Origin of the sequence: Bradyrhizobium sp. 62, assembly GCF_023073035.1 — a bacterium.
Classification (GTDB): domain Bacteria; phylum Pseudomonadota; class Alphaproteobacteria; order Rhizobiales; family Xanthobacteraceae; genus Bradyrhizobium.
The window spans coordinates 495000-514105 of record NZ_JADPIT010000015.1 but is presented as its reverse complement, the minus strand read 5'-3'; the positions used below and the strand labels follow the sequence as shown (position 1 = coordinate 514105).

Below are 19106 nucleotides of genomic sequence, written 5' to 3'. Positions count from 1 at the left end.
TGTAGCGCGCACCGAGATCGGCGGCGGAAGCGGCGCCGGTCGAAACCAGAGCGGTCGTGCAGGCGAAGGCGGCAATCAACTTGTTACGCATGGTACACCCCGTGTCCTTTGATGGGTGCACGCTCACACGCAGTTCTTACTCAAATTTGAATCAAGACAGTTAAGACGCCGAATTGGCAAGCAGCGCGCCTTCAATCCATCTGAACTGTTGTACGCAGGCAACGCGCTGAGCGCGATTTAACGCCGCGTTATCCCTACCGAGTCCTTGCGCTACCGTGCCGGCGCAGCCTTCGACTGCACGTGCTCGGGCCGGACGCCGAGCGCGAGCAGACGCGCCGGAATGCCCTGGAGCCACGGCAGCGCGGTGATGAGGCGCACGATCAGCGGCACTTTCAGCGGCCGGTCGCCGCCCTGCAAGGCGCCGCTGATGATGTTGTTCTGCACGATCATCTGCATTCGCTGCGTCATCTTCACCGGGAATTCGCGGCGACGGCGCACGGCATCGAGTTCGTTCTCCGACGGGGCGCCGTTTTGCAGCTTGTCCGCCAGGAAATTTGCGGTCGCGACCGCATCCTGCACGGCGAGATTGACGCCGACGCCGCGGACCGGCGACATCGCATGTGCGGCGTCGCCGATGAGAAGCAAGCCGGGCCGCGTCCAGCGCGGCAGGCGGTTGATCGCGACGGTGAGCAGCTTGAAATCGTCGAAGCTCTTCACATCGGCAATGCCGCTCTTCAGGATCGGCGCCATGCGAACGACGTCGTCGAGCAGCGCCTGCAATCCCCTCGCCTTCACCGCGTCGTATTGCCCCTTGGCGATGACATAGGCGCATTGCCAGTAGTCGCCGCGGTCGAAGGTGATCATCATCTTGCCGGGCTCGACGCGCGCGAACACGTTCTCGGTCTCGTTCGCCTTGCGGCCGACGCGGAACCACAGCACGTCCATTGGCGCGCCGATCTCCTCGACCTCGAGGCCGGAACGCTGGCGCACGGTCGAATGCCGGCCGTCACAGGCGATGGTGAGATCGGCTTCGATGTCCACGATGCCGTCCGGCGTATTCGCCCGCACACCGGCGATGGTCTCACCGCGGCGGATCAGATCGACCGCTTCTGTGTTCATCATCACCTTCAGCGAGGCGAAGCGCTGGCCGGCCTGGCGCAGGAAGTTCAGGAAATCCCATTGAGGCATGAAGGCGATGAAGGGGTACTTGGTGCGGAGGCGGCTGAGATCGGCGATGCGAACGGGGGTACCGCCGAACAGGCCGTCCATCTTTTGCAAGCGCTGATGCGGCAACTTCAGGAATCCGTCGATCAGGCCGAGCTCGTCCATCACCTGGAGCGTCGAGGGATGCACGGTGTCGCCGCGGAAGTCGCGGAAGAAATCCGCATGCTTCTCCAGCACCACGACATCGATGCCGGCGCGCCCCAGAAGATAGCCGAGCATCATGCCCGCCGGTCCGCCGCCGACGATGCAACACCGCACTTTCAGCGAGGCGCCTTGGAGATTCTGCGACGTATCGGGTTTCACGGCCGGGTTCTCATTTAGGGTCAAGGTTTCTGTGCAGTGCAGCAAGCAAGATTCATTTGCCGCGATTGTGAATGGCCGTTAGCCTTTACGCCAATTCCGACTCATTCAGGAAATTGCAGTGCAGACAATCCTCATACTGCTCGGCGTCTGGATCCTGATCAACGTGCTTTTCGTCTTGATCATGATCGCACCGCGCAGGCCGCCGCTTGCGCCGGTGCGCATCGAACGGAACGGCTATTCGTACGAGGAGTAGGAGAAGCTCAAGAGCTTCCTCAGGAAGCGCCGCGGGTAACAAGAAGCGCGCGCGACGCCTTCGGCCGCCTCATCAATTATTGCTGCGGTTCGCGCTGCGGAAGCTTTTGATCTCCGACACGCTGCCGTCGCGATAGGTCAGCTCCACCGAGATGAACTGCGTTGCCGGCGCGAGCTTCATGTAGAGCGGCATGCCGGCGCTGATCGCACTGGGATCGCGCATGTCGCAGCCCGGCATCTTCAACACCTGGTTCGGAACGGCGGTGTCGATGCCGATGCGCACCTCGCGGATGGCGCAGCGGTAAGACACGAGGTGCGTGTAGTAGACCAGCAGCCCGTTGAACTCGCGGAATGACAGCCAGCTCGTCGCGGTCATGTCGAGGATCTTGCGCTGGTCGCGGATCAGCGCGGCTTCGGGATCGAACCTGATCGGGAACGGCCCCTGCATGTCACCGGACTGGTCGACATAGCGGACCTCAATGGTGCCGGCCTGCGCGTCCGGCGGCAATTCGATCGACGGGTTCGGCATTCTCTTGCGCGTGCGCGGGTCGAGCGTATCGATGAAGCCGGTTTCGCGGAAATCACCATTGCCGGCCATGCGCCAGGAAACGCCAAGCGTCGGATCGGCAAAGGAGAACACCACGCTCCAGCCGCCATTGTGGCGCGAGAAGCTCGCGATCGGCGCGTTGGTGGTCTCCTCCTTCGGCACGCGCGGCACCGACACTGGCGGCAGCGCCGCGAGCTTCTGCGCCGGCGGATCGGCCGGGCGCGCGGCGACATCCTTGGCGATGCCGCTGAGGAAGACGTCGTCGACCATCTGATCAAAATAGACCGGCACCTGCCTGTGCTTGACGGTGTCGGCCATCTCGCTGACGAGACGGCGCGTACGTTGCGCCACCTGCACCAGGTTCTCGCCGGGCTGGAGCAGCTCTTTGGCGAAGGTGCGCGTGAACACCGAATTGGGATTGGCGTCGTCGTTGGAGAGGCGGTCGAGCGCGGTCTGGCGCGGGCCCGCGGAGAAGACCGAGAACACGCCTTCGGGCAGCTGCACCATCGGGGCAAGCCCGCCACCGCCGGAGACGGCGCGGGTACCCTTGCGCTCGAACGGGTTGTTGCGGCAGGCGTCGAACACCAGGATCGAGGTTCGCGCCTTCTTGTTCTGGAGGCGCTCGACGATGCGATCGGCCAGGATGGAGGCGTCACGCACCAGCTCTTCCTGCCCTTCCGTCGCTGCCGGCACGTCCGTCGGCAGCAGGTAATTCTGGCCTGCGATCTCGAAGCCGTGGCCGGCATAGAAGAAGAACGCGGTGTCGCCGGGCTCGATCGTCCGATCGAACGCAAGCAGCGTCTCCGAAAATTGCTGCCGGCTCTGGTTTTCGGCGAGCATCACCGAGAATCCGAGCTGCTTCAGCGTATCGCCCATGGTGCGGGCGTCGTTGACCGCCTTGAGCAGCTTCGGAACGTTCCTATAGTCGTTGTTGCCGACGACGAGCGCGACGCGCTTCTCGGCACAGGCGGGAAGCGCGAAACCGCTGAGGCCGGCCGCGAGGCCAAGCGCTGCCAGTACTCTGAAAAGCCGGCGTGTCATCGAAAATCCCTCAAGAACGGCCCACGCCGGTTCCTTCGAACAGCGGTTCATGGGAACCGCATCGTTGATGTGATAGTCGGCCCAGCCATAGCGCTGGTTCAACAGCCCTGAGGACTCAGGTCTGTCGTCTAGCCTATGGTAGATGCCACCGGAATTTGCTTTCTCTCGGTCAATTCTTGTGGGCAATTCCGCTGGAAGCGAGGGGACGCCGTGTATCGCTGGTGCACCGACGAGGTCGAGCCGCACGACCGCTTCGACTTTTGGCGCGAGGTGCGCGCCAAGGGCCTGTTCGGCGTCACCGTCGAACTCGAGCGCGAACGCCGCGCGGACTTCTTCGGCGAATTCTCGCTGTGTCAGCTTGGCGGAGCCGGCCTCGTCGAGCTGAAGGCTTCGCATTACACGGTCGAGCGCAGCATGACCGACATCGCTGACGCGCCGGGCGACAGCCTCTGTGTCTATCAGCAGCTCGGCAGCGGAGCCTGGTTCGGCGGCATGCGCGGCAGCGACTTCACAATCGCCAACGGCAGCTTCGCCACCAGCCATACCGACCAGCCTTACCGCGCCGCGCCGCTGGGCGCGGGAGGCTTCCACCTGCGGATCCTGAAGATTCCCGTGAGCGGTCTCTCCACGCAGGACAAGCGCATGCGCGAGCTTGCGCCCCGGACGTTCGTCGATCCCAGCCTGGCGCCCCTACTCGACGCCTGCTTTGCCGACCTCGGTACGGTTGCCGCGGGTGATGACGGCGCCGCCGATGCCGCCCCCCTCGTCCAGGCTTTAGCCCATCTGGCACTGATCGAGCGCGGCATCCTGCGGCCCGGCAGCCGCCTCGGGCAGGCCGCGCTGCGGACCGCCCGGCTCTCGCTGGCACGACGCCTGATCGCGCGTCACCTGCAAGACCCGGATATGGCGCCGACGATGGTGGCCGACCTTCTCGGCGTGTCGGTCCGTCACCTGCACATGCTGTTCGAAACCGCGGCCAAGAGTTTTTCGCAAACCGTGACGGACGAACGCCTGAACCAGAGCCGCCGCCTGATGCGCGAAGCCCCGGACCGGCTGATCGCCGACATCGCGACCGCCTGCGGCTTCGACAGCCTCGCGACCTATTACAGGGTCTTCAACGCCGCCTATGGGATGGCCCCCGGCGACTTCCGCGCCCAGGGTCCGGAAGGGCGTTAGCCGACGTTGGACAGCTCCGGCCGACCGCTGGATTGGGCGGAAAACCGCAGCCTCGCCCGCTATTTGAGCGAAAACCTCAGGTTTTTTAGGGCCTTCCCGCGGCTGCTCCATTGACTTTGGCCGATTCCCCCCTATGTTCCGGGTCGACGCGGCTCGGTATCGAAGAGCGATTCCTGAGCTTGGCGCTTTGTTCGCGTGAGTCAGCACCCCCAGCTTCTTTGAGAGCGCGCCGTTTTGGGGTGGAACGCGACAGCCTTATTACCCTCGAATCCGAACGGCGGTTTCGACCAGAGGCTCAATGTCTTTTACCCATCTCGGACTATCCGAAAAAGTCCTCGCCGCAGTGGCGGCCACCGGTTACACCACCCCCACCCCCATTCAGGAACAGGCGATCCCTCACGTCCTTGCTCGCAAGGACGTTCTCGGCATCGCCCAGACCGGCACCGGCAAGACCGCCGCCTTCGTGCTGCCGATGCTCACCATTCTCGAAAAGGGCCGCGCCCGGGCGCGCATGCCGCGCACGCTGATCCTTGAGCCGACCCGCGAACTCGCGGCGCAGGTGAAGGAAAACTTCGACCGCTACGGCGTGGGCCAGAAACTCAACGTCGCCCTCCTGATCGGCGGCGTTTCCTTCGGCGACCAGGATGCCAAGCTGACGCGCGGTGTCGATGTGCTGATCGCCACTCCCGGCCGCCTGCTCGACCACACGGAGCGCGGCGGCCTGCTGCTCACCGGCGTCGAGTTGCTCGTCATCGACGAAGCCGACCGCATGCTGGACATGGGCTTCATTCCCGACATCGAGCGCGTCTGCAAGCTCGTCCCGTTCACGCGGCAGACCCTGTTCTTCACCGCGACCATGCCGCCGGAGATCCGGCGCATCACCGAAACCTTCCTGCACAATCCGCAGAAGATCGAGGTATCGAAGCCCGCCACCACCGCTGTCACGGTTACGCAGTGTCAGGTCCCGGCCGGGCGCGAGGCGCACGAGAAGCGCGAGCTGCTTCGCCGACTGCTCCGCGAGGCCAAGGATCTCCAGAACGCGATCATCTTCTGCAATCGCAAGCGCGATGTCGCCGTCGTTCATAAATCGCTGCAAAAGCACGGCTTCAGCGTCGGCGCGCTGCACGGTGACATGGATCAGTCGGCCCGCACGGCGGCGCTCGAACAGTTCCGCAAGGGCGAGCTGCCGCTGCTGGTCGCATCCGACGTCGCCGCCCGCGGCCTCGACATCCCCGAGGTCAGCCACGTCTTCAATTTCGACGTTCCCCACCATCCCGACGACTATGTCCACCGCGTCGGCCGCACCGGTCGCGCAGGCCGGTCCGGCATGGCGATCTCGCTCGTCACGCCGCCCGACCAGAAGTCGATGGTGGCGATCGAGAAGCTGATCGGACAGAGCATTCCGCGCGCCGAAGGCGATTTCGAAGTCCGCACCGATGCTTCCGATGCGAGCGAGCGTCCGCGCGAGCAGCGCGGCCGTGAACGTTCACGCGGCGGACGCGGCAAGCCGCAACGCGGTCGCGAGCGCAGCCAGGAGCCGCGCGAAGCGCGTGGCGAGGCACAGCCTTCAGCCGAAGCACGGTCCGCTTCCGAAGCAAGGCCCGCGCGCGAGGCAAGGCCTCCGCGTGAAGCCAGACCTTCGCGTGAAGGCAGACCTTCGCGTGAAGCCAGGCCTCCGCGCGAAGCCAAGCCATCATCCGAGCCGCGTGACGGTGCGCGCGAGCAGGCCAATCCGTCGCATGTGCCGTCGATCGGCCGTCCCGAGCCGCGCCGCCAACGCGAGGCCGACAGCGAGCCGGGCGACCACTCGCATCTGCCGGCCTTTCTGCTGCGTCCGGTTCGCTCCCCAGCCGGCGCCTGAAGCCCGATGCGCGCCCGGCTTTGGTTGAAATAAAGCTTGCGCGCACTTTTCTGGACGTATTCGTGGACGTATATTTACGGGGCGTTCACGATCGTCCGTTAGCCTACGAACATAATTTAAGTATTGCTGCGGTCGACGGCACGCCGATCGCTGTGGGGTATGTTCCGTGGTCAAGGTGCTCGACGAACACGAACGCACGATGGCGTTCGCCGAGGTGGCGCTCGGTCAGATCCGATCGCTACGACAGACCGCAATTCCCCGCAATTACGAGATCTGGTTCGTCTACGCCACCGGCTACAATGCCCCGCTCAACAAGATCATCAACGAGACACTGGCGCGGAGCGGCACGCTGACCGAAGCCGATCTCGATCAGATCTACGAGACCTACCTCTCCCACATCAAGACCACCGACCGCATCGACAAGGTCGGCGCGCGCGTCATCGGCGAGATCGACGACGTGATGAAGGTACTCGGTGACGCGCTCGGGATGACCGGCTCCTACGATGCCAGCCTGTCGGGCGCGACCGAAAAGCTCTCATCGGCCAAGAGCCGCGAGCAGATCAAGTCGATCGTCGAGACGCTGCTGCATTCGACCAGCGAGATGCGCGAGACCAACAAGGCGTTGGAAGACCGGCTGACGCTGTCGAAGAGCGAGATCAGCAACCTCCAGCAGAGCCTGGAGGCGATCCGCGCCGAGAGCCTGACCGATCCGCTGACGGGGCTCGGCAACCGCAAATATTTCGATCGCATGATCGACATGGCCGTGCAAGGCGCGCTCGCCTCCGGCGATCCGCTGTCGCTGCTGCTGGTCGACATCGATCATTTCAAGTCGTTCAACGATTCCTACGGCCATCTCACCGGCGACCAGGTGCTGCGGCTGGTCGGCCTGTCGCTGAAGCAGACCATCAAGGGCCAGGACATCACCGCGCGCTATGGCGGCGAGGAATTCGCGGTCGTGCTGCCCAACACCGCGCTGCGCCAGGCCCTCACGGTGGCCGATCACATCCGCCGCGCGGTGATGGCCAAGGAATTGAAAAAGAAGTCCACCGGCGAAATCCTCGGCCGCGTCACCATCTCCATCGGCGTCTCCATGCTGAAGCAGGGCGACGACACCGATGCGCTGATCGAACGCGCGGATGCCTGCCTGTACGCCGCCAAACGCAACGGCCGCAACCGCGTGATCTGCGAGGCCGATCCGGAATTCGCGGTCGAGACGCACAACCGGGTGGCGTGATGCCGAAGCCGCGCACCGCCACCTGCGCTTGACATTCTGGCCTGACGAACGACATCTCCCTCGCCGTCTCGAGGCGTCCGACTGCGAGCATCCGGAGGACTTGTCGTCTTGCCCAACCCGCATGATTTTCACACGCCGCAACCGTCCTACACCAGGGACGACCTGCTGAGATCGAGCGAGGGCAGCTATTTCGGCCCCGGCAACGCGCAATTGCCGGCGCCGCCAATGCTGATGATGGACCGCATCACGGAGATCAGCCTGGACGGCGGCGAGTTCGGCAAGGGCCATATCGTCGGCGAGCTCGACATCGCGCCAGGCCATTGGTTCTTCGATTGCCACTTTCGCGGCGATGCCATGATGCCGGCGTCTCTGGGACTGGATGCCATGTGGCAGATGATCGGCTATTGGCTCGGTTGGTCGGGCTCAGCGGGCAAGGGCCGCGCGATCGGCGTCGGCGAGGTGGAGTTCACGGGCTCCATCACACCGGACACACGATGCGTGCGCTACGAGGTCGTCATGCGCCAGGTGAGGCGCGGCAGGCTGGTCCTGGGATTTGCCGACGGCCGCGTGCTGGCTGACGGTGTCTGCGTTTACATCGCCAAAGACATGAGGGTTGGCCTGACAAAGGCCATGGACTGAGCCTAACCCAGTCGCCTGGCGCGCTTCCCAACCGCTTTCTTTTTGCTCGCCTTCTTCCGCGCTTTCGCAGGCTTGGCGGCCTTCTTCGCCGCCTTCTTGACCTTGGGCCGCTTCTTCACCTTGGCGCGCTGGGCGGCGGCGAGAGCCGCCCTCGCCCACTGCGCAAGCTCCACGGAATCGTCGAACAGGCGGGCCGGCAGCTCCCAGTAGGAGTTCACCAGCACCGTCTTGGCGCGGGTCGCGTATTGGAATGGCTTCGAGCCTTCCGCTTCAAAGTCCGGGATGGTCATCTCGTCGGCGCGAAAGAACAAGCCGGCACGCAGGGACAGCGCGAAATTGATGCCGTCGGCGGAGATGCCGTAGCCGGAAAACATTTTTCGGATGGCGACGGGGCCGAAATCGGCGAACAGGTCGATCAGGAATTCGCGGTCCATGGCAGGCTTCCCGGGGCGAGCAGGCCAGCCTTCATACCATCTTGGGACATGATGGCTTCCTCCAATTTTCCGCATTGCGAGCGAAGCGAAGCAATCCAGATTGTCGCCGCGGAGACAGTCTGGATTGCTTCGTCGCAAGTGCTCCTCGCAACGACGGAAAAACTACCCGTCGATCTGCGCCGGGCGCAGTTCGACCGACTCGCCGCAGCCGCAAGCGGAGATCTGGTTGGGATTGTTGAAGACGAACTGGGCCTGCATCTTGTCGGCCTTGTAGTCCATCTCGGTGCCGAGCAGGAACAGCACGGCCTTCGGATCGACCAGGATCTTGACGCCCTTGTCCTCGACGACCTCGTCGGTCGGACGAACATCATGGGCGTATTCGACGGTGTAGGACTGACCGGCACAGCCGCCGTTCTTGACGCCGACGCGCAGGCCCACGATCTCGGAATCGGCCCGCTGGGTCAGCTCGTTGATGCGCTGGGCAGCAGCGTCCGTCAGCCGCATCACCTGCGGGCGCGGCCGCCGCGGCTTCGGAGTGGATGCTGGTGTTGAACCCGACGATATCTGTGTCATGTCAGTGATGTGGTCCGTTGCCGAGCGAATTCAATGCCAAGGATCTAACGAGTATCTAAAGCCAGGGTTACGCGTCACCACATGTTGAGCACGAGGCGGGCCTCGTCGCTCATGCGTTCCGGCGTCCAGGCCGGCTCCCAGACCACCTTGACGTCGACCACGCCGACGCCGGGGACGCTGGCGACCGCGTTCTCGACCATCGTCGGCAACTCGCCGGCGGCCGGACAATTCGGCGTCGTCAGGGTCATTTTCACGTCGACGGAACGATCGTCCTTGATCTCGACCTTGTAGATCAGGCCGAGCTCGTAGATATCGGCCGGGATTTCCGGGTCGAACACGGTCTTGAGCCCGGCGATGATCTCGGTGGTCAAACGCTCGGTCTCCTCAGGCGGCAGTGCCGACTGGGTTTCCATCGGATTGGCTTTGATTTCGGCCGTGTCACTCATGCGAACAAATCCCGCGCCTTCAACAGCGCCTGTGCCAGATGATCGACTTCTTCCCGCGTATTATACATGCCGAACGACGCTCGGCATGTGGCTGTGACGTTGAACCGCTCTAAAAGCGGCATCACGCAATGGGTGCCGGCGCGCACCGCGATGCCCTGGCGGTCGATCACGGTGGCGACGTCATGGGCGTGGGCGCCTTTGAGCTCAAAAGAGATCACCGGGCCCTTGCCCCGTGCCGTGCCGATCAGCCGCAGCGAATTGATCTCGCGCAGCTTGTCCTGGGCGTAGGTGACGAGATCGTGCTCGTGCGCGGCGATACGCTCCTTGCCGATCGAATTGACGTAGTCGATGGCGGCGCCAAGCCCGACGGCCTCGACGATCGCCGGCGTGCCGGCCTCGAATTTGTGCGGGGGATCGCCATAGGTGACGATGTCGCGCGAGACTTCGCGAATCATCTCGCCGCCGCCGTTAAACGGACGCATCGCGACGAGGTGGTCGTACTTGGCCCAGAGCACGCCGATGCCGGTCGGACCGTAAACCTTGTGGCCGGTGAAGACGTAGAAGTCGCAGCCGAGGTCCTGGACATCGACGGGCAGATGCACGGCGCCCTGGCTGCCGTCGACCAGCACGGGGATGCCGCGGGCGTGAGCGATCTTCACGACGTCCTTGACCGGAACGATGGTGCCGAGCGCATTCGACATCTGCGTGATCGCGACCAGCTTGGTCTTCGATGTCAGGAGCTTCTCGAATTCCTCGATGAGAAAATTGCCCTCGTCGTCGACCGGCGCCCATTTGATCACGGCACCATGGCGTTCCCTGAGGAAATGCCAGGGAACGATGTTGGAGTGGTGCTCCATGATCGAGATGACGATCTCGTCGCCTTCTTTGATGTTCGGTTCACCCCAGGACGAGGCGACGAGGTTGATTGCCTCGGTCGCATTGCGGGTGAAGATCACTTCCTCGGTCCGGGCAGCGTTGATGAACTGCGCCACCTTGGTGCGGCCGCCCTCATAGGCCTCGGTCGCGGCGTTGGCGAGATAATGCAGGCCGCGGTGCACGTTGGCGTATTCGGAGGTGTAGGCCTGCGTCATGCGATCGAGCACGGCGCTCGGCTTCTGCGCGGAAGCCGCGTTATCGAGATAGACCAGCGGCTTGCCATAGATCTGCATGGCCAGCGCCGGAAAATCCTGGCGCACGCGCGCGACGTCGTAAGAGCCGTTCTTGACTGCCGGATGCGTGCTCATTGGCGCCGCTCCAGCCAGCGCTCGGCAATGCCGATCACGTGCTCGCGCAGATCATCGTCGGCGATCTGCTCGATCGCCTCGCCGACGAAAGCCTGGATCAGCAGCGCCTGGGCCTGCTTCTCCGGCAGACCGCGCGCCTTTAGATAGAACAGCAGGCTGTCGTCTAGCGCGCCGGCGGTGGCGCCATGGCCGCAGGAAACGTCGTCAGCGAAGATCTCGAGCTCGGGCTTGTTGTCGGCTTCCGCTTCGTCCGAGAGCAGCAGCGCGCGGATCATCATCTTGCCGTCGGTCTTCTGTGCATCGGGACGAACGATGATGCGGCCCTGGAACACCGAATGCGCACGGTCGTCGATCACGGCGCGGAAGACCTCGCGGCTCACACAATTCGGCACGGCGTGGTCGACCACCAGCGTGGTGTCGCCATGCTCGGTCTTCTGCAACAGGTTCACGCCGTTAACCGAGAGCTCGCTGCCCTCACCCGCCAGCGTGATGAAACCCTGCAGGCGGCTGATCGCAGCACCGGTCGTCATGTTGAAGAAATTGAGCTTCGTGTTCGCACCGACCGTGACGAACTGCGAGGTGATGTTCACCGCATCCGGCGAATCATCCATCAGGCGGATATGCGCGACGTCGGCGTTGTCGCCGACCGAGAGGATGACGGCATCGCTGACCTGGTAAGCCTTGGCGCCGGCCGCGACGAAGCTCTCGATGAGGGTGGCACGAGCGCCCTTCCCGACCGCGACCTGCGAGCGGGTGAACGTCGACGCGGAAGACGAGATCGCGATGTGGATGATCTGGATCGGCGCGGAGAGCTGCACGCCGTCGGCGATATCAAGCACGACACCGTCGGTGGCCATCGCCGCGTTCAGCGCGATCACCGCATCGGTTGCCGCGGTCTTCAACAGACCGGAATCCTTGTCCAGCGTCTCCCGCAAGGTCCTAAAGCTCGCCTCGGAGGCCAGCGCCTTGACGTCGGAGAGATCGGCAGCGAACACGCCGTCCACCAGCACCAGCTTGCGGGCACCCGCGATCGCGTGCGCTTTCACGGCGTCCGCGGCGCGCTTCAACGCAGCCGCATCGGGTGCAGCCGCAAGCGGCAGCACCTCGCCGACCAGCGCGCGCAGATCGGTGTATTTCCATTCCTCGATCCGGCGGTGCGGCAGGCCGAGACGCTCATAGGTCTCGAACGCCTCGCGGCGCACGGCGATCACGGAAGGCGAACCCGGCAGACGGCCTTCGGCGCTGGCGAACAGATCGCTCACCGCGCGGCCGTTTCCGGTCTTTGCCACAGCAACGTTCATCGCAAAATTCCTTACGCGTCCTCGTACTGGGCGTAGCCGGACGACTCCAGCTCCAGCGCCAGGTCCTTGGCACCGCTCTTCACGACACGGCCCTTCGACATCACGTGCACGACGTCAGGCACGATGTAGTTGAGCAGCCGCTGATAGTGGGTGATGACGACCATCGCGCGCTTGGGCGAATGCAGCGCGTTGACGCCGTCGGCTGCGATGCGCAGCGCGTCGATGTCGAGGCCGGAATCCATCTCGTCGAGGATGCACAGGCTCGGCTCGAACAGCGCCATCTGCAGCACCTCGTTGCGCTTCTTCTCGCCGCCGGAGAAGCCGACATTGACGCCGCGCTTGAGCATGTCCTGCGGGATGTTCAACGACTTCGAGACGTCGCGGACTTTCTTCAAAAAGTCCGGCGTCGAATATTCGCTCTCGCCGCGCGCCTTGCGCTGCGCGTTCAGCGCGGTGCGCAGGAAATTCATGGTGGAGACGCCGGGAATCTCGACCGGATACTGAAACGCCAGGAACACGCCCTTGGCGGCGCGCTCGTTCGGGGCCATCGCGAGCAGGTCTTCGCCCTTGAACAGGATCTCGCCGTCGGTGACCTCGTAACCGGGCTTGCCGGCGATGACGTGGGACAGGGTTGACTTGCCGGAGCCGTTCGGCCCCATGATCGCGTGGATCTCGCCCTCGTTCACGGTCAGCGTCAGCCCATGGAGGATCTCACGCTCCTCGACACGAACCTTGAGGTCTTTCACTTCGAGCAAAGCCATCTTGGTGTCCAGTTTATTCAAATGATGCATGGGGCGCGCGATGCGCGCCGCGAGGGTCGGCGTTAGCCGACCGATCCTTCGAGCGAGATCGAGATCAGCTTCTGCGCTTCCACCGCGAACTCCATCGGCAGTTGCTGCAGCACGTCCTTGACGAAGCCGTTGACGACGAGGCCGACCGCCTCCTCCTGCGTGAGGCCGCGCTGGATGCAGTAGAACAGCACGTCCTCGGAGATCTTGGACGTGGTGGCCTCGTGCTCGAACGTCGCCGACGAGTTCTTGGCTTCGATGTAGGGCACGGTGTGCGCGCCGCATTTGTCGCCGATCAATAGCGAATCGCAGGCGGTGAAGTTGCGCGCGCCGGTCGCCTTGCGATGCGCCGTGACGAGCCCGCGATAGGTGTTCTGCGACTTGCCGGCGGCGATGCCCTTGGAGATGATGCGGCTCGACGTGTTCTTGCCGAGATGGATCATCTTGGTGCCCGAGTCGACCTGCTGATAGCCGTTCGAGATCGCGATCGAGTAGAATTCACCACGCGAATTGTCGCCGCGCAGGATGCAGCTCGGATACTTCCAGGTGATCGCCGAACCGGTCTCGACCTGGGTCCAGGAGATCTTGGAATTGTTGCCGCGGCAGTCACCCCGCTTGGTGACGAAATTGTAGATGCCGCCCTTGCCTTCCGAATTGCCCGGGTACCAGTTCTGAACCGTCGAATATTTGATCTCGGCGTCGTCGTGCGTGACGAGCTCGACCACGGCCGCGTGCAGCTGGTTCTCGTCGCGCTGCGGCGCGGTGCAGCCCTCGAGATAGGAGACGTAGGAGCCCTTGTCGGCGATGATCAGCGTGCGCTCGAACTGGCCGGTGTTGCGTTCGTTGATGCGGAAATAGGTGGACAGCTCCATCGGGCAGCGCACGCCCGGCGGCACGTAGACGAACGAGCCGTCCGAAAACACCGCCGAGTTCAGCGTCGCATAGAAATTGTCCGAGGTCGGCACCACGGATCCCAGATATTTCTGCACCAGCTCGGGATGCTCGCGGATCGCCTCTGAGATCGGCATGAAGATCACGCCGGCCTTCTTCAGCTCGGCCTTGAAGGTGGTCGCAACCGAGACAGAATCGAACACGGCGTCGACCGCGATCTTGCGCCTGTTGGGGTCTTCCTCGCCGGGCTTCGGCTCGACGCCTTCGAGCATGGCGACTTCCCGCAAGGGAATGCCGAGCTTCTCGTAGGTCTTCAGAATCTCGGGATCGATCTCGTCGAGCGAGGTGATCGTCTTCTTCGGCTTGGGAGCCGAATAGTAATAGAGGTCCTGGAAGTCGATCTTGGGATAGTCGACGCGGGCCCAGGTCGGCTCGGTCATGGTCAGCCAGCGCCGATAGGCCTCGAGCCGCCACTGGAGCATCCAGGCGGGTTCGTTCTTCTTCTCGGAGATGAACTTGACGGTCTCTTCCGACAACCCCTTGGGGGCCTTGTCGGACTCGATCAGGGTCTCAAACCCATAACGATACTGATCGACGTCGATGCGCTTCACGCGCTCGACCGTCTCTTGCACGGCTGGCATTCTATCCTCCGCTCGCGGTTTCAAGGACCGCGGTGGATCATCAAACTCGGACGACTATTACGATGTTTCTTGGCGGGACGCACGCGCTTAGAACCGTTCAAGCCGTGTTTCATCGCTTATCCCTTAAGTAGGGTATTACCGAGCTTTCGCCAAGCCTCTAACGCCCTGTTGATGTCATCCGGCTCCGTGGACCAGCCCAGACTGAGACGCACCGCTCCCTGGGCGACGGTGGGATCATACCCCATCGCCGACAGCACGTGGGACGGCTGCACCTTGCCCGAGGAACAGGCGGAACCCGAGGATACCGCGATGCCTTCGAGGTCAAAGCCGATCACCGCGGTCTCGGCTTTCAAGCCGGGAGCAGTGAAAAGAACGGTATTTGGCAATCGCCTGATGTCATCTGAGAAGACCGTTGCGCCGGCCATGGAGCGAATGCCATTTTCCAAGCGATCTCTGAGGGTTGCCATGCGCTCCGCATCCTCCGGAAAAGCCTGAAGGGCACCCCGCACGGATGCTCCGAAGCCGGCAATGCCGGCGACATTCTCGGTTCCGGCGCGCCGGTTCAGCTCCTGCCCGCCGCCCCGCAGCACCGGCTCAAGTCCGGCCACGCCGTCGGCCACGACCAGCGCGCCGACCCCCTTGGGGCCGCCGATCTTGTGCGCAGAAAAGGTCGCAAGGTCCGCGCCGATCACCTTAATATCAAAAGGGATTTTTCCAAGCGCCTGGATTGCATCGACGTGCAGGAGGCCGCCGGCCCCGTGAACGATTCCCGCGACGTCAGTGACCGGCTGCAGCGCGCCCGTCTCATTATTGGCGGCCATGACGGAGACCAACGCCGGCGGGCCATCGCTGAGCAGCGCCTTCAAGTGATCGAGGTCGATCACGCCGGAGCGTGTGACCCTGATCTGACCGATCTCATCCGCCGGGAACCGGCCGCCTGCCATTACCGAAGCATGCTCGACGGCCGAGACCAGAAGCCGCTCGACAGGCCCTCCCGACGGCCCCCGCAGGCCCGGCGACAGCGCCAGCGCGTTGGCTTCGGTTCCGGTGGAGGTGAAGACGACGTTCCGCGGCAGCGCGCCTACTGCGGTCGCAAGGACGGCCCGCGCCCCCTCGACAAGCCGTCGCGCCTCGCGCCCCTCGGCGTGAACCGAGGACGGATTGCCGATCAGCTCGTAGGCGGCCAGCATCGCTGCGCGCGCCTCGGCGCGCAGCGGCGTGGTCGCATTCCAGTCGAAATAGACGCGGCTCGGCATGGCGCCCTCTTAGCATCTTTTACCCTCGCGCCAATCGGCAGCCGCCGCACATCAGGCCGGCTGTTGCTGCGCAATTCCGGCCGAGGATCGGACCTCTGTCCGGAGGCCAAACAGTGGCCGTAGCCAGGCGATCCGACGCGCGATCTCGTAGGCGACGAGGCAAGTGAGCGCGGTGCCTGATATTACGATGGCGGCTTCGCTTCCGGCTGATAGCCCGCTGCCCTGCAATGCGTGCGCGATCATGATGATCGCGGTCTGATGCACGATGTAATAGGGAAAGATCGCATCGGTCAGATAGCGGCGCACGGGGCCGTCGGCCGTCAGGTGGCGTCGCGCAAAGCCGAGCACCGCCGCCATCGCCAGCCATTGGTAGCAGCCATAGGCCGAGCTCGCGAACCATCTCAGCATCGGCGATGGCTCGACCAGGCCGGCACGAAGCAGAATGAACAGGACGAACAGGCTTGCGGCAACTGCGAGCGCAATCCAGCGCTGCCGTTCGATATCGCGCCAGGTACCGCCCTCTTTCGCCAGCAGGAAGCCAATCAGGAACGCGGTCGCATGGTCCGCATGGTTGTACCAGTCGCCGAACAGCGCGTGCGTCGACGGGAAGGCCGGAAACAGGAACAAGCGCCAGGCCGCGAACAAAAGGCACGGCAGGACCAGCAGCCCGGGTCCGGTGAGGAGGACAGCCAGTCTCGGGCCGAGCCGATCGGCCAGCATGGGCCGCAGCCAGAGCACGCCGGCCAGCGCGACGGTGTAGACCCATAGATAGACTACGAACCAGAGATGGTTCCAGGTCGGCAGCACGATACAGGGGTTCGGGCAGAATTGCGCTCCGAACGCCAGATAGTGCCGGACGTAAAAATCGGCGAAGCCGGCGGGGTGACCGAGGCTCTCAACGATCTGGAGGTAGGACTGCGGCGGCACGATCACGAACATGCCAAAGATCAGTGGGATCAGGAGTCGTGCCGAGCGCGTGCGGACGAAGGCACCGAGGTTGTACTTGCCCAGCATGAAACGGGTGGCGACGCCGGAAACCAGAAACAACAGCGACAGCCGCCAGGGATTGATGACCAGCATCAGGGGCTCGAGCCAAGTCAGCCGGTGCTCGCTCTTGATGTGAAACCCCCAGGACACGTAGAGCATGCCGACGTGGTAGAAGATCAAGAGCCCGAACGCTAAAATCCGCACCCAATCCAGATCGATGCGTCGTTCCGAAGTCGAAATTTGTTGCGGTGTTGACATGGTTCTCTGCTCCTCGGCGGGACGGCAAACACGGGTTTTGGGCCATGGCTGACGGCCAAAATGCCCCCGAAACGGAGCGTGTCGAGACGGTTTGGGATCAGGACCGGGCGCGAGGGGACGAGGCGTCGGGGTCCGGGACGAGCGGTTGGCCCGGCGGGATCAGTGGCGACGGGACGATGTTCGCCGCGATCGCCGCCGTCTCGCTCGCCATCGGGATCGTCAATGCGCTCTCCGGCGCGCAGGACGCCGCCTGGCGTGGCGACAGCTATGACATTGGCCGGCGACTGTTCTGGGAGCTGTCGAGCATCATCGTCATCTTGCTGCTGGTGCCGATCCTGGTGCTGGCCGTCCGGCGCATGCGCCAGACACGGCCGCTGGCAATTCGGATCGGAATCGCCGCGGTCGCCTTGCTTGGCTTCTCGGCCCTCCACATCACCGGAATGGTAGCGGTCCGGAAATTCCTGCTCTGGCTCGCGGGAAGTGCCTACGACTTCCATTTCTCGTTGGCGGCGGTCCTGTACGAGTTCCGCAAGGATGCCGTGACCGCTTTGCTGCTCGGAGCAACGCTCTGGCTGCTCGAAAGCCGGCGCGAGCTGCGGAAGGCCGTGCGGGCGGCGATGCCCATCCCGGCCGTTCCATTGGAGCAGTCGTCCCCCGATCTGATCTGGCTCCGGGACGGCACCAGCCGCATTCGCGTCGTGCCGCGCGACATCCTGTGGGTCGCCTCTGCCGGCAATTACATCGAATACAACCTCGCCAGCGGCACCCAGCACCTGATCCGCGGCACGTTGGCCGCGACCGAAAGCGAGCTCGCCCGCTTCGCCATCGTGCGCGTGCACCGGACCAGGCTCGCCAATCTCGACCGGGTGAGCGCCGTGGACTTCAAGCCGTCAGGGGATTTCGAGCTCACATTCGACAATGGGCAGACGCTTGGGGGCAGCCGCCGCTATCGGCCCGCGGTCGCCTCCCTGGGAGATCGCACCGAGCCGGTGTGAATCGCCACCGGCGATCGCCCGACAAACGATAAACAATCGTGATTCCAATTGGTTGTTGCCACACCACCGATCCTGGCCGTCACCTGGTTGGGTCCCGGCAGCCGTCGGCACGACACTGGCATGACCGGGTAAGCTCTTGAGCTCATTGGGCGATGTTCAAGATGCTTGCTTTTTGACCCTCGCCTCATGTTAGAACGCGCGCGTCAGTTCGCCGCGCGCCGCTCGCGCATCATCCGAGGGCGCCGCTCCACCCTTCCATTCGCGGCTTGGTCGGCCCAGCAGCCGATGAAATCCGCACAATCGGTTGATTGTTGAAGAGCGTCTTCAAGGGATCAATCAAGAGATCATCATGCCTGAAGTTATTTTCACCGGCCCCGCCGGCCGTCTCGAAGGCCGCTACCATCCGGCCAAGCAGAAGAACGCGCCGATCGCGATGGTCCTGCACCCGCATCCGCAGTTCCACGGCACGATGAATCACCAGATCATCTACCAGTGCTACTATGCGTTCGCGCATCGTGGCTTCTCGGTGCTGCGATTCAATTTCCGCGGCGTCGGCCGCAGCCAGGGCTCGTTCGACCACGGCACCGGCGAATTGTCGGACGCGGCCGCGGCGCTCGACTGGGCGCAGACCATCAATCCCGAAGCGCGCGCCTGCTGGGTTGCCGGCTTCTCCTTCGGCGCCTGGATCGGCATGCAGCTGCTGATGCGCCGCCCCGAGGTCGAGGGCTTCATCTCGATCGCACCGCCCGCCAACCTCTACGACTTCTCGTTCCTCGCGCCCTGCCCGTCCTCGGGCCTGATCGTGCATGGCGAGAAGGACGCGGTGGTGCCGCCCAAGGACGTCAACACGCTGGTCGAGAAGCTGAAGACGCAGAAGGGCATCGTGATCGACCAACAGGTCATCCCCGGCGCCAATCATTTCTTCGACGCCAAACTCGAGCCGCTGATGGAAACCATCACCGCCTATCTCGACATGCGCCTCGCCAACGTGCGCTAAGGCCTCGTCGCTGAGCCT

At 63.7% G+C, this 19106-nt stretch carries 18 protein-coding genes and 1 pseudogene; 7 read left to right on the top strand and 12 right to left on the bottom strand.

The features are described 5' to 3' along the window. Together IVB47_RS35525 and IVB47_RS12795 are read right to left on the bottom strand one after the other, a co-directional pair. A pseudogene (locus IVB47_RS35525) lies at positions 1-91 on the bottom strand (porin family protein); the annotation flags it as partial. A gap of 179 nt (positions 92-270) precedes the next feature. Further along, positions 271-1527 (bottom strand): FAD-dependent oxidoreductase, encoded by a 1257-nt coding sequence (locus IVB47_RS12795; RefSeq protein ID WP_247461976.1) that lies wholly within the window; start codon positions 1525-1527, stop codon positions 271-273. 118 nt (positions 1528-1645) lie between these two features. On the opposite strand from IVB47_RS12795, the gene IVB47_RS35405 reads away from it, so the two are divergent. Beyond that, the gene (locus IVB47_RS35405) at positions 1646-1780 is read left to right on the top strand and encodes a hypothetical protein (RefSeq protein WP_256467853.1); all 135 of its coding nucleotides are present in this window, start codon (positions 1646-1648) and stop codon (positions 1778-1780) included. A gap of 72 nt (positions 1781-1852) precedes the next feature. Here IVB47_RS35405 and IVB47_RS12790 read toward each other — a convergent pair whose 3' ends face one another. Continuing rightward, on the bottom strand, positions 1853-3367 hold the full coding sequence (locus IVB47_RS12790) for a caspase family protein (protein WP_247434459.1): 1515 nt from the start codon (positions 3365-3367) through the stop codon (positions 1853-1855). A gap of 210 nt (positions 3368-3577) precedes the next feature. On the opposite strand from IVB47_RS12790, the gene IVB47_RS12785 reads away from it, so the two are divergent. From IVB47_RS12785 to fabA, 4 genes are all read left to right on the top strand, one after another. After that, positions 3578-4543: an AraC family transcriptional regulator gene (locus IVB47_RS12785; RefSeq protein ID WP_247361216.1), complete on the top strand. Its 966-nt coding sequence runs from the start codon at positions 3578-3580 to the stop codon at positions 4541-4543. Positions 4544-4841: 298 nt separating this feature from the next. After that, complete coding sequence (locus IVB47_RS12780; RefSeq protein ID WP_247461974.1) at positions 4842-6404, top strand: DEAD/DEAH box helicase; 1563 nt, start codon at positions 4842-4844, stop codon at positions 6402-6404. Between the two features lie 166 nt (positions 6405-6570). Then, positions 6571-7638: a GGDEF domain-containing protein gene (locus IVB47_RS12775; RefSeq protein ID WP_247286200.1), complete on the top strand. Its 1068-nt coding sequence runs from the start codon at positions 6571-6573 to the stop codon at positions 7636-7638. A gap of 108 nt (positions 7639-7746) precedes the next feature. Continuing rightward, positions 7747-8277, top strand: a complete 531-nt coding sequence (gene fabA / locus IVB47_RS12770) for a bifunctional 3-hydroxydecanoyl-ACP dehydratase/trans-2-decenoyl-ACP isomerase (RefSeq protein ID WP_247461972.1) — start codon at positions 7747-7749, stop codon at positions 8275-8277. A gap of 2 nt (positions 8278-8279) precedes the next feature. Here the strand turns inward: fabA and IVB47_RS12765 are convergent, their stop codons facing one another. From IVB47_RS12765 to IVB47_RS12725, 9 genes are all read right to left on the bottom strand, one after another. After that, positions 8280-8711 carry a TfoX/Sxy family protein gene (locus IVB47_RS12765; RefSeq protein WP_247461969.1) on the bottom strand — a complete coding sequence of 144 codons (432 nt, stop codon included), beginning with the start codon at positions 8709-8711 and terminating at the stop codon, positions 8280-8282. A gap of 162 nt (positions 8712-8873) precedes the next feature. Beyond that, positions 8874-9284, bottom strand: a complete 411-nt coding sequence (locus IVB47_RS12760) for an iron-sulfur cluster assembly accessory protein (RefSeq protein ID WP_081747958.1) — start codon at positions 9282-9284, stop codon at positions 8874-8876. Between the two features lie 74 nt (positions 9285-9358). Further along, the gene (locus IVB47_RS12755) at positions 9359-9730 is read right to left on the bottom strand and encodes an SUF system Fe-S cluster assembly protein (protein ID WP_027569862.1); all 372 of its coding nucleotides are present in this window, start codon (positions 9728-9730) and stop codon (positions 9359-9361) included. After that, entirely contained in the window at positions 9727-10974 is a 1248-nt protein-coding gene (locus IVB47_RS12750) for a cysteine desulfurase (RefSeq protein ID WP_247408656.1), read from the bottom strand. Before IVB47_RS12750 ends, IVB47_RS12755 begins: the two co-directional genes overlap by 4 nt. Then, on the bottom strand, positions 10971-12275 hold the full coding sequence (gene sufD / locus IVB47_RS12745; protein ID WP_247461967.1) for a Fe-S cluster assembly protein SufD: 1305 nt from the start codon (positions 12273-12275) through the stop codon (positions 10971-10973). Before sufD ends, IVB47_RS12750 begins: the two co-directional genes overlap by 4 nt. 11 nt (positions 12276-12286) lie before the next feature. Beyond that, positions 12287-13036 (bottom strand): Fe-S cluster assembly ATPase SufC, encoded by a 750-nt coding sequence (gene sufC / locus IVB47_RS12740; RefSeq protein WP_027569859.1) that lies wholly within the window; start codon positions 13034-13036, stop codon positions 12287-12289. A gap of 62 nt (positions 13037-13098) precedes the next feature. After that, entirely contained in the window at positions 13099-14595 is a 1497-nt protein-coding gene (gene sufB, locus IVB47_RS12735) for a Fe-S cluster assembly protein SufB (protein WP_027569858.1), read from the bottom strand. A 116-nt stretch (positions 14596-14711) separates the two neighbouring features. Beyond that, positions 14712-15851: a cysteine desulfurase family protein gene (locus tag IVB47_RS12730; RefSeq protein ID WP_247461965.1), complete on the bottom strand. Its 1140-nt coding sequence runs from the start codon at positions 15849-15851 to the stop codon at positions 14712-14714. Positions 15852-15902: 51 nt separating this feature from the next. Beyond that, complete coding sequence (locus tag IVB47_RS12725) at positions 15903-17096, bottom strand: acyltransferase family protein (protein WP_247461963.1); 1194 nt, start codon at positions 17094-17096, stop codon at positions 15903-15905. Between IVB47_RS12725 and IVB47_RS12720 the strand changes: the two genes are divergently transcribed. After that, positions 17087-18091 (top strand): LytTR family DNA-binding domain-containing protein, encoded by a 1005-nt coding sequence (locus IVB47_RS12720; protein WP_247461961.1) that lies wholly within the window; start codon positions 17087-17089, stop codon positions 18089-18091. The two genes, IVB47_RS12725 and IVB47_RS12720, sit on opposite strands and share 10 nt — an antisense overlap. A gap of 349 nt (positions 18092-18440) precedes the next feature. Next, entirely contained in the window at positions 18441-19088 is a 648-nt protein-coding gene (locus IVB47_RS12715) for an alpha/beta hydrolase (RefSeq protein WP_007591562.1), read from the top strand. Positions 19089-19106 lie beyond the last annotated feature (18 nt).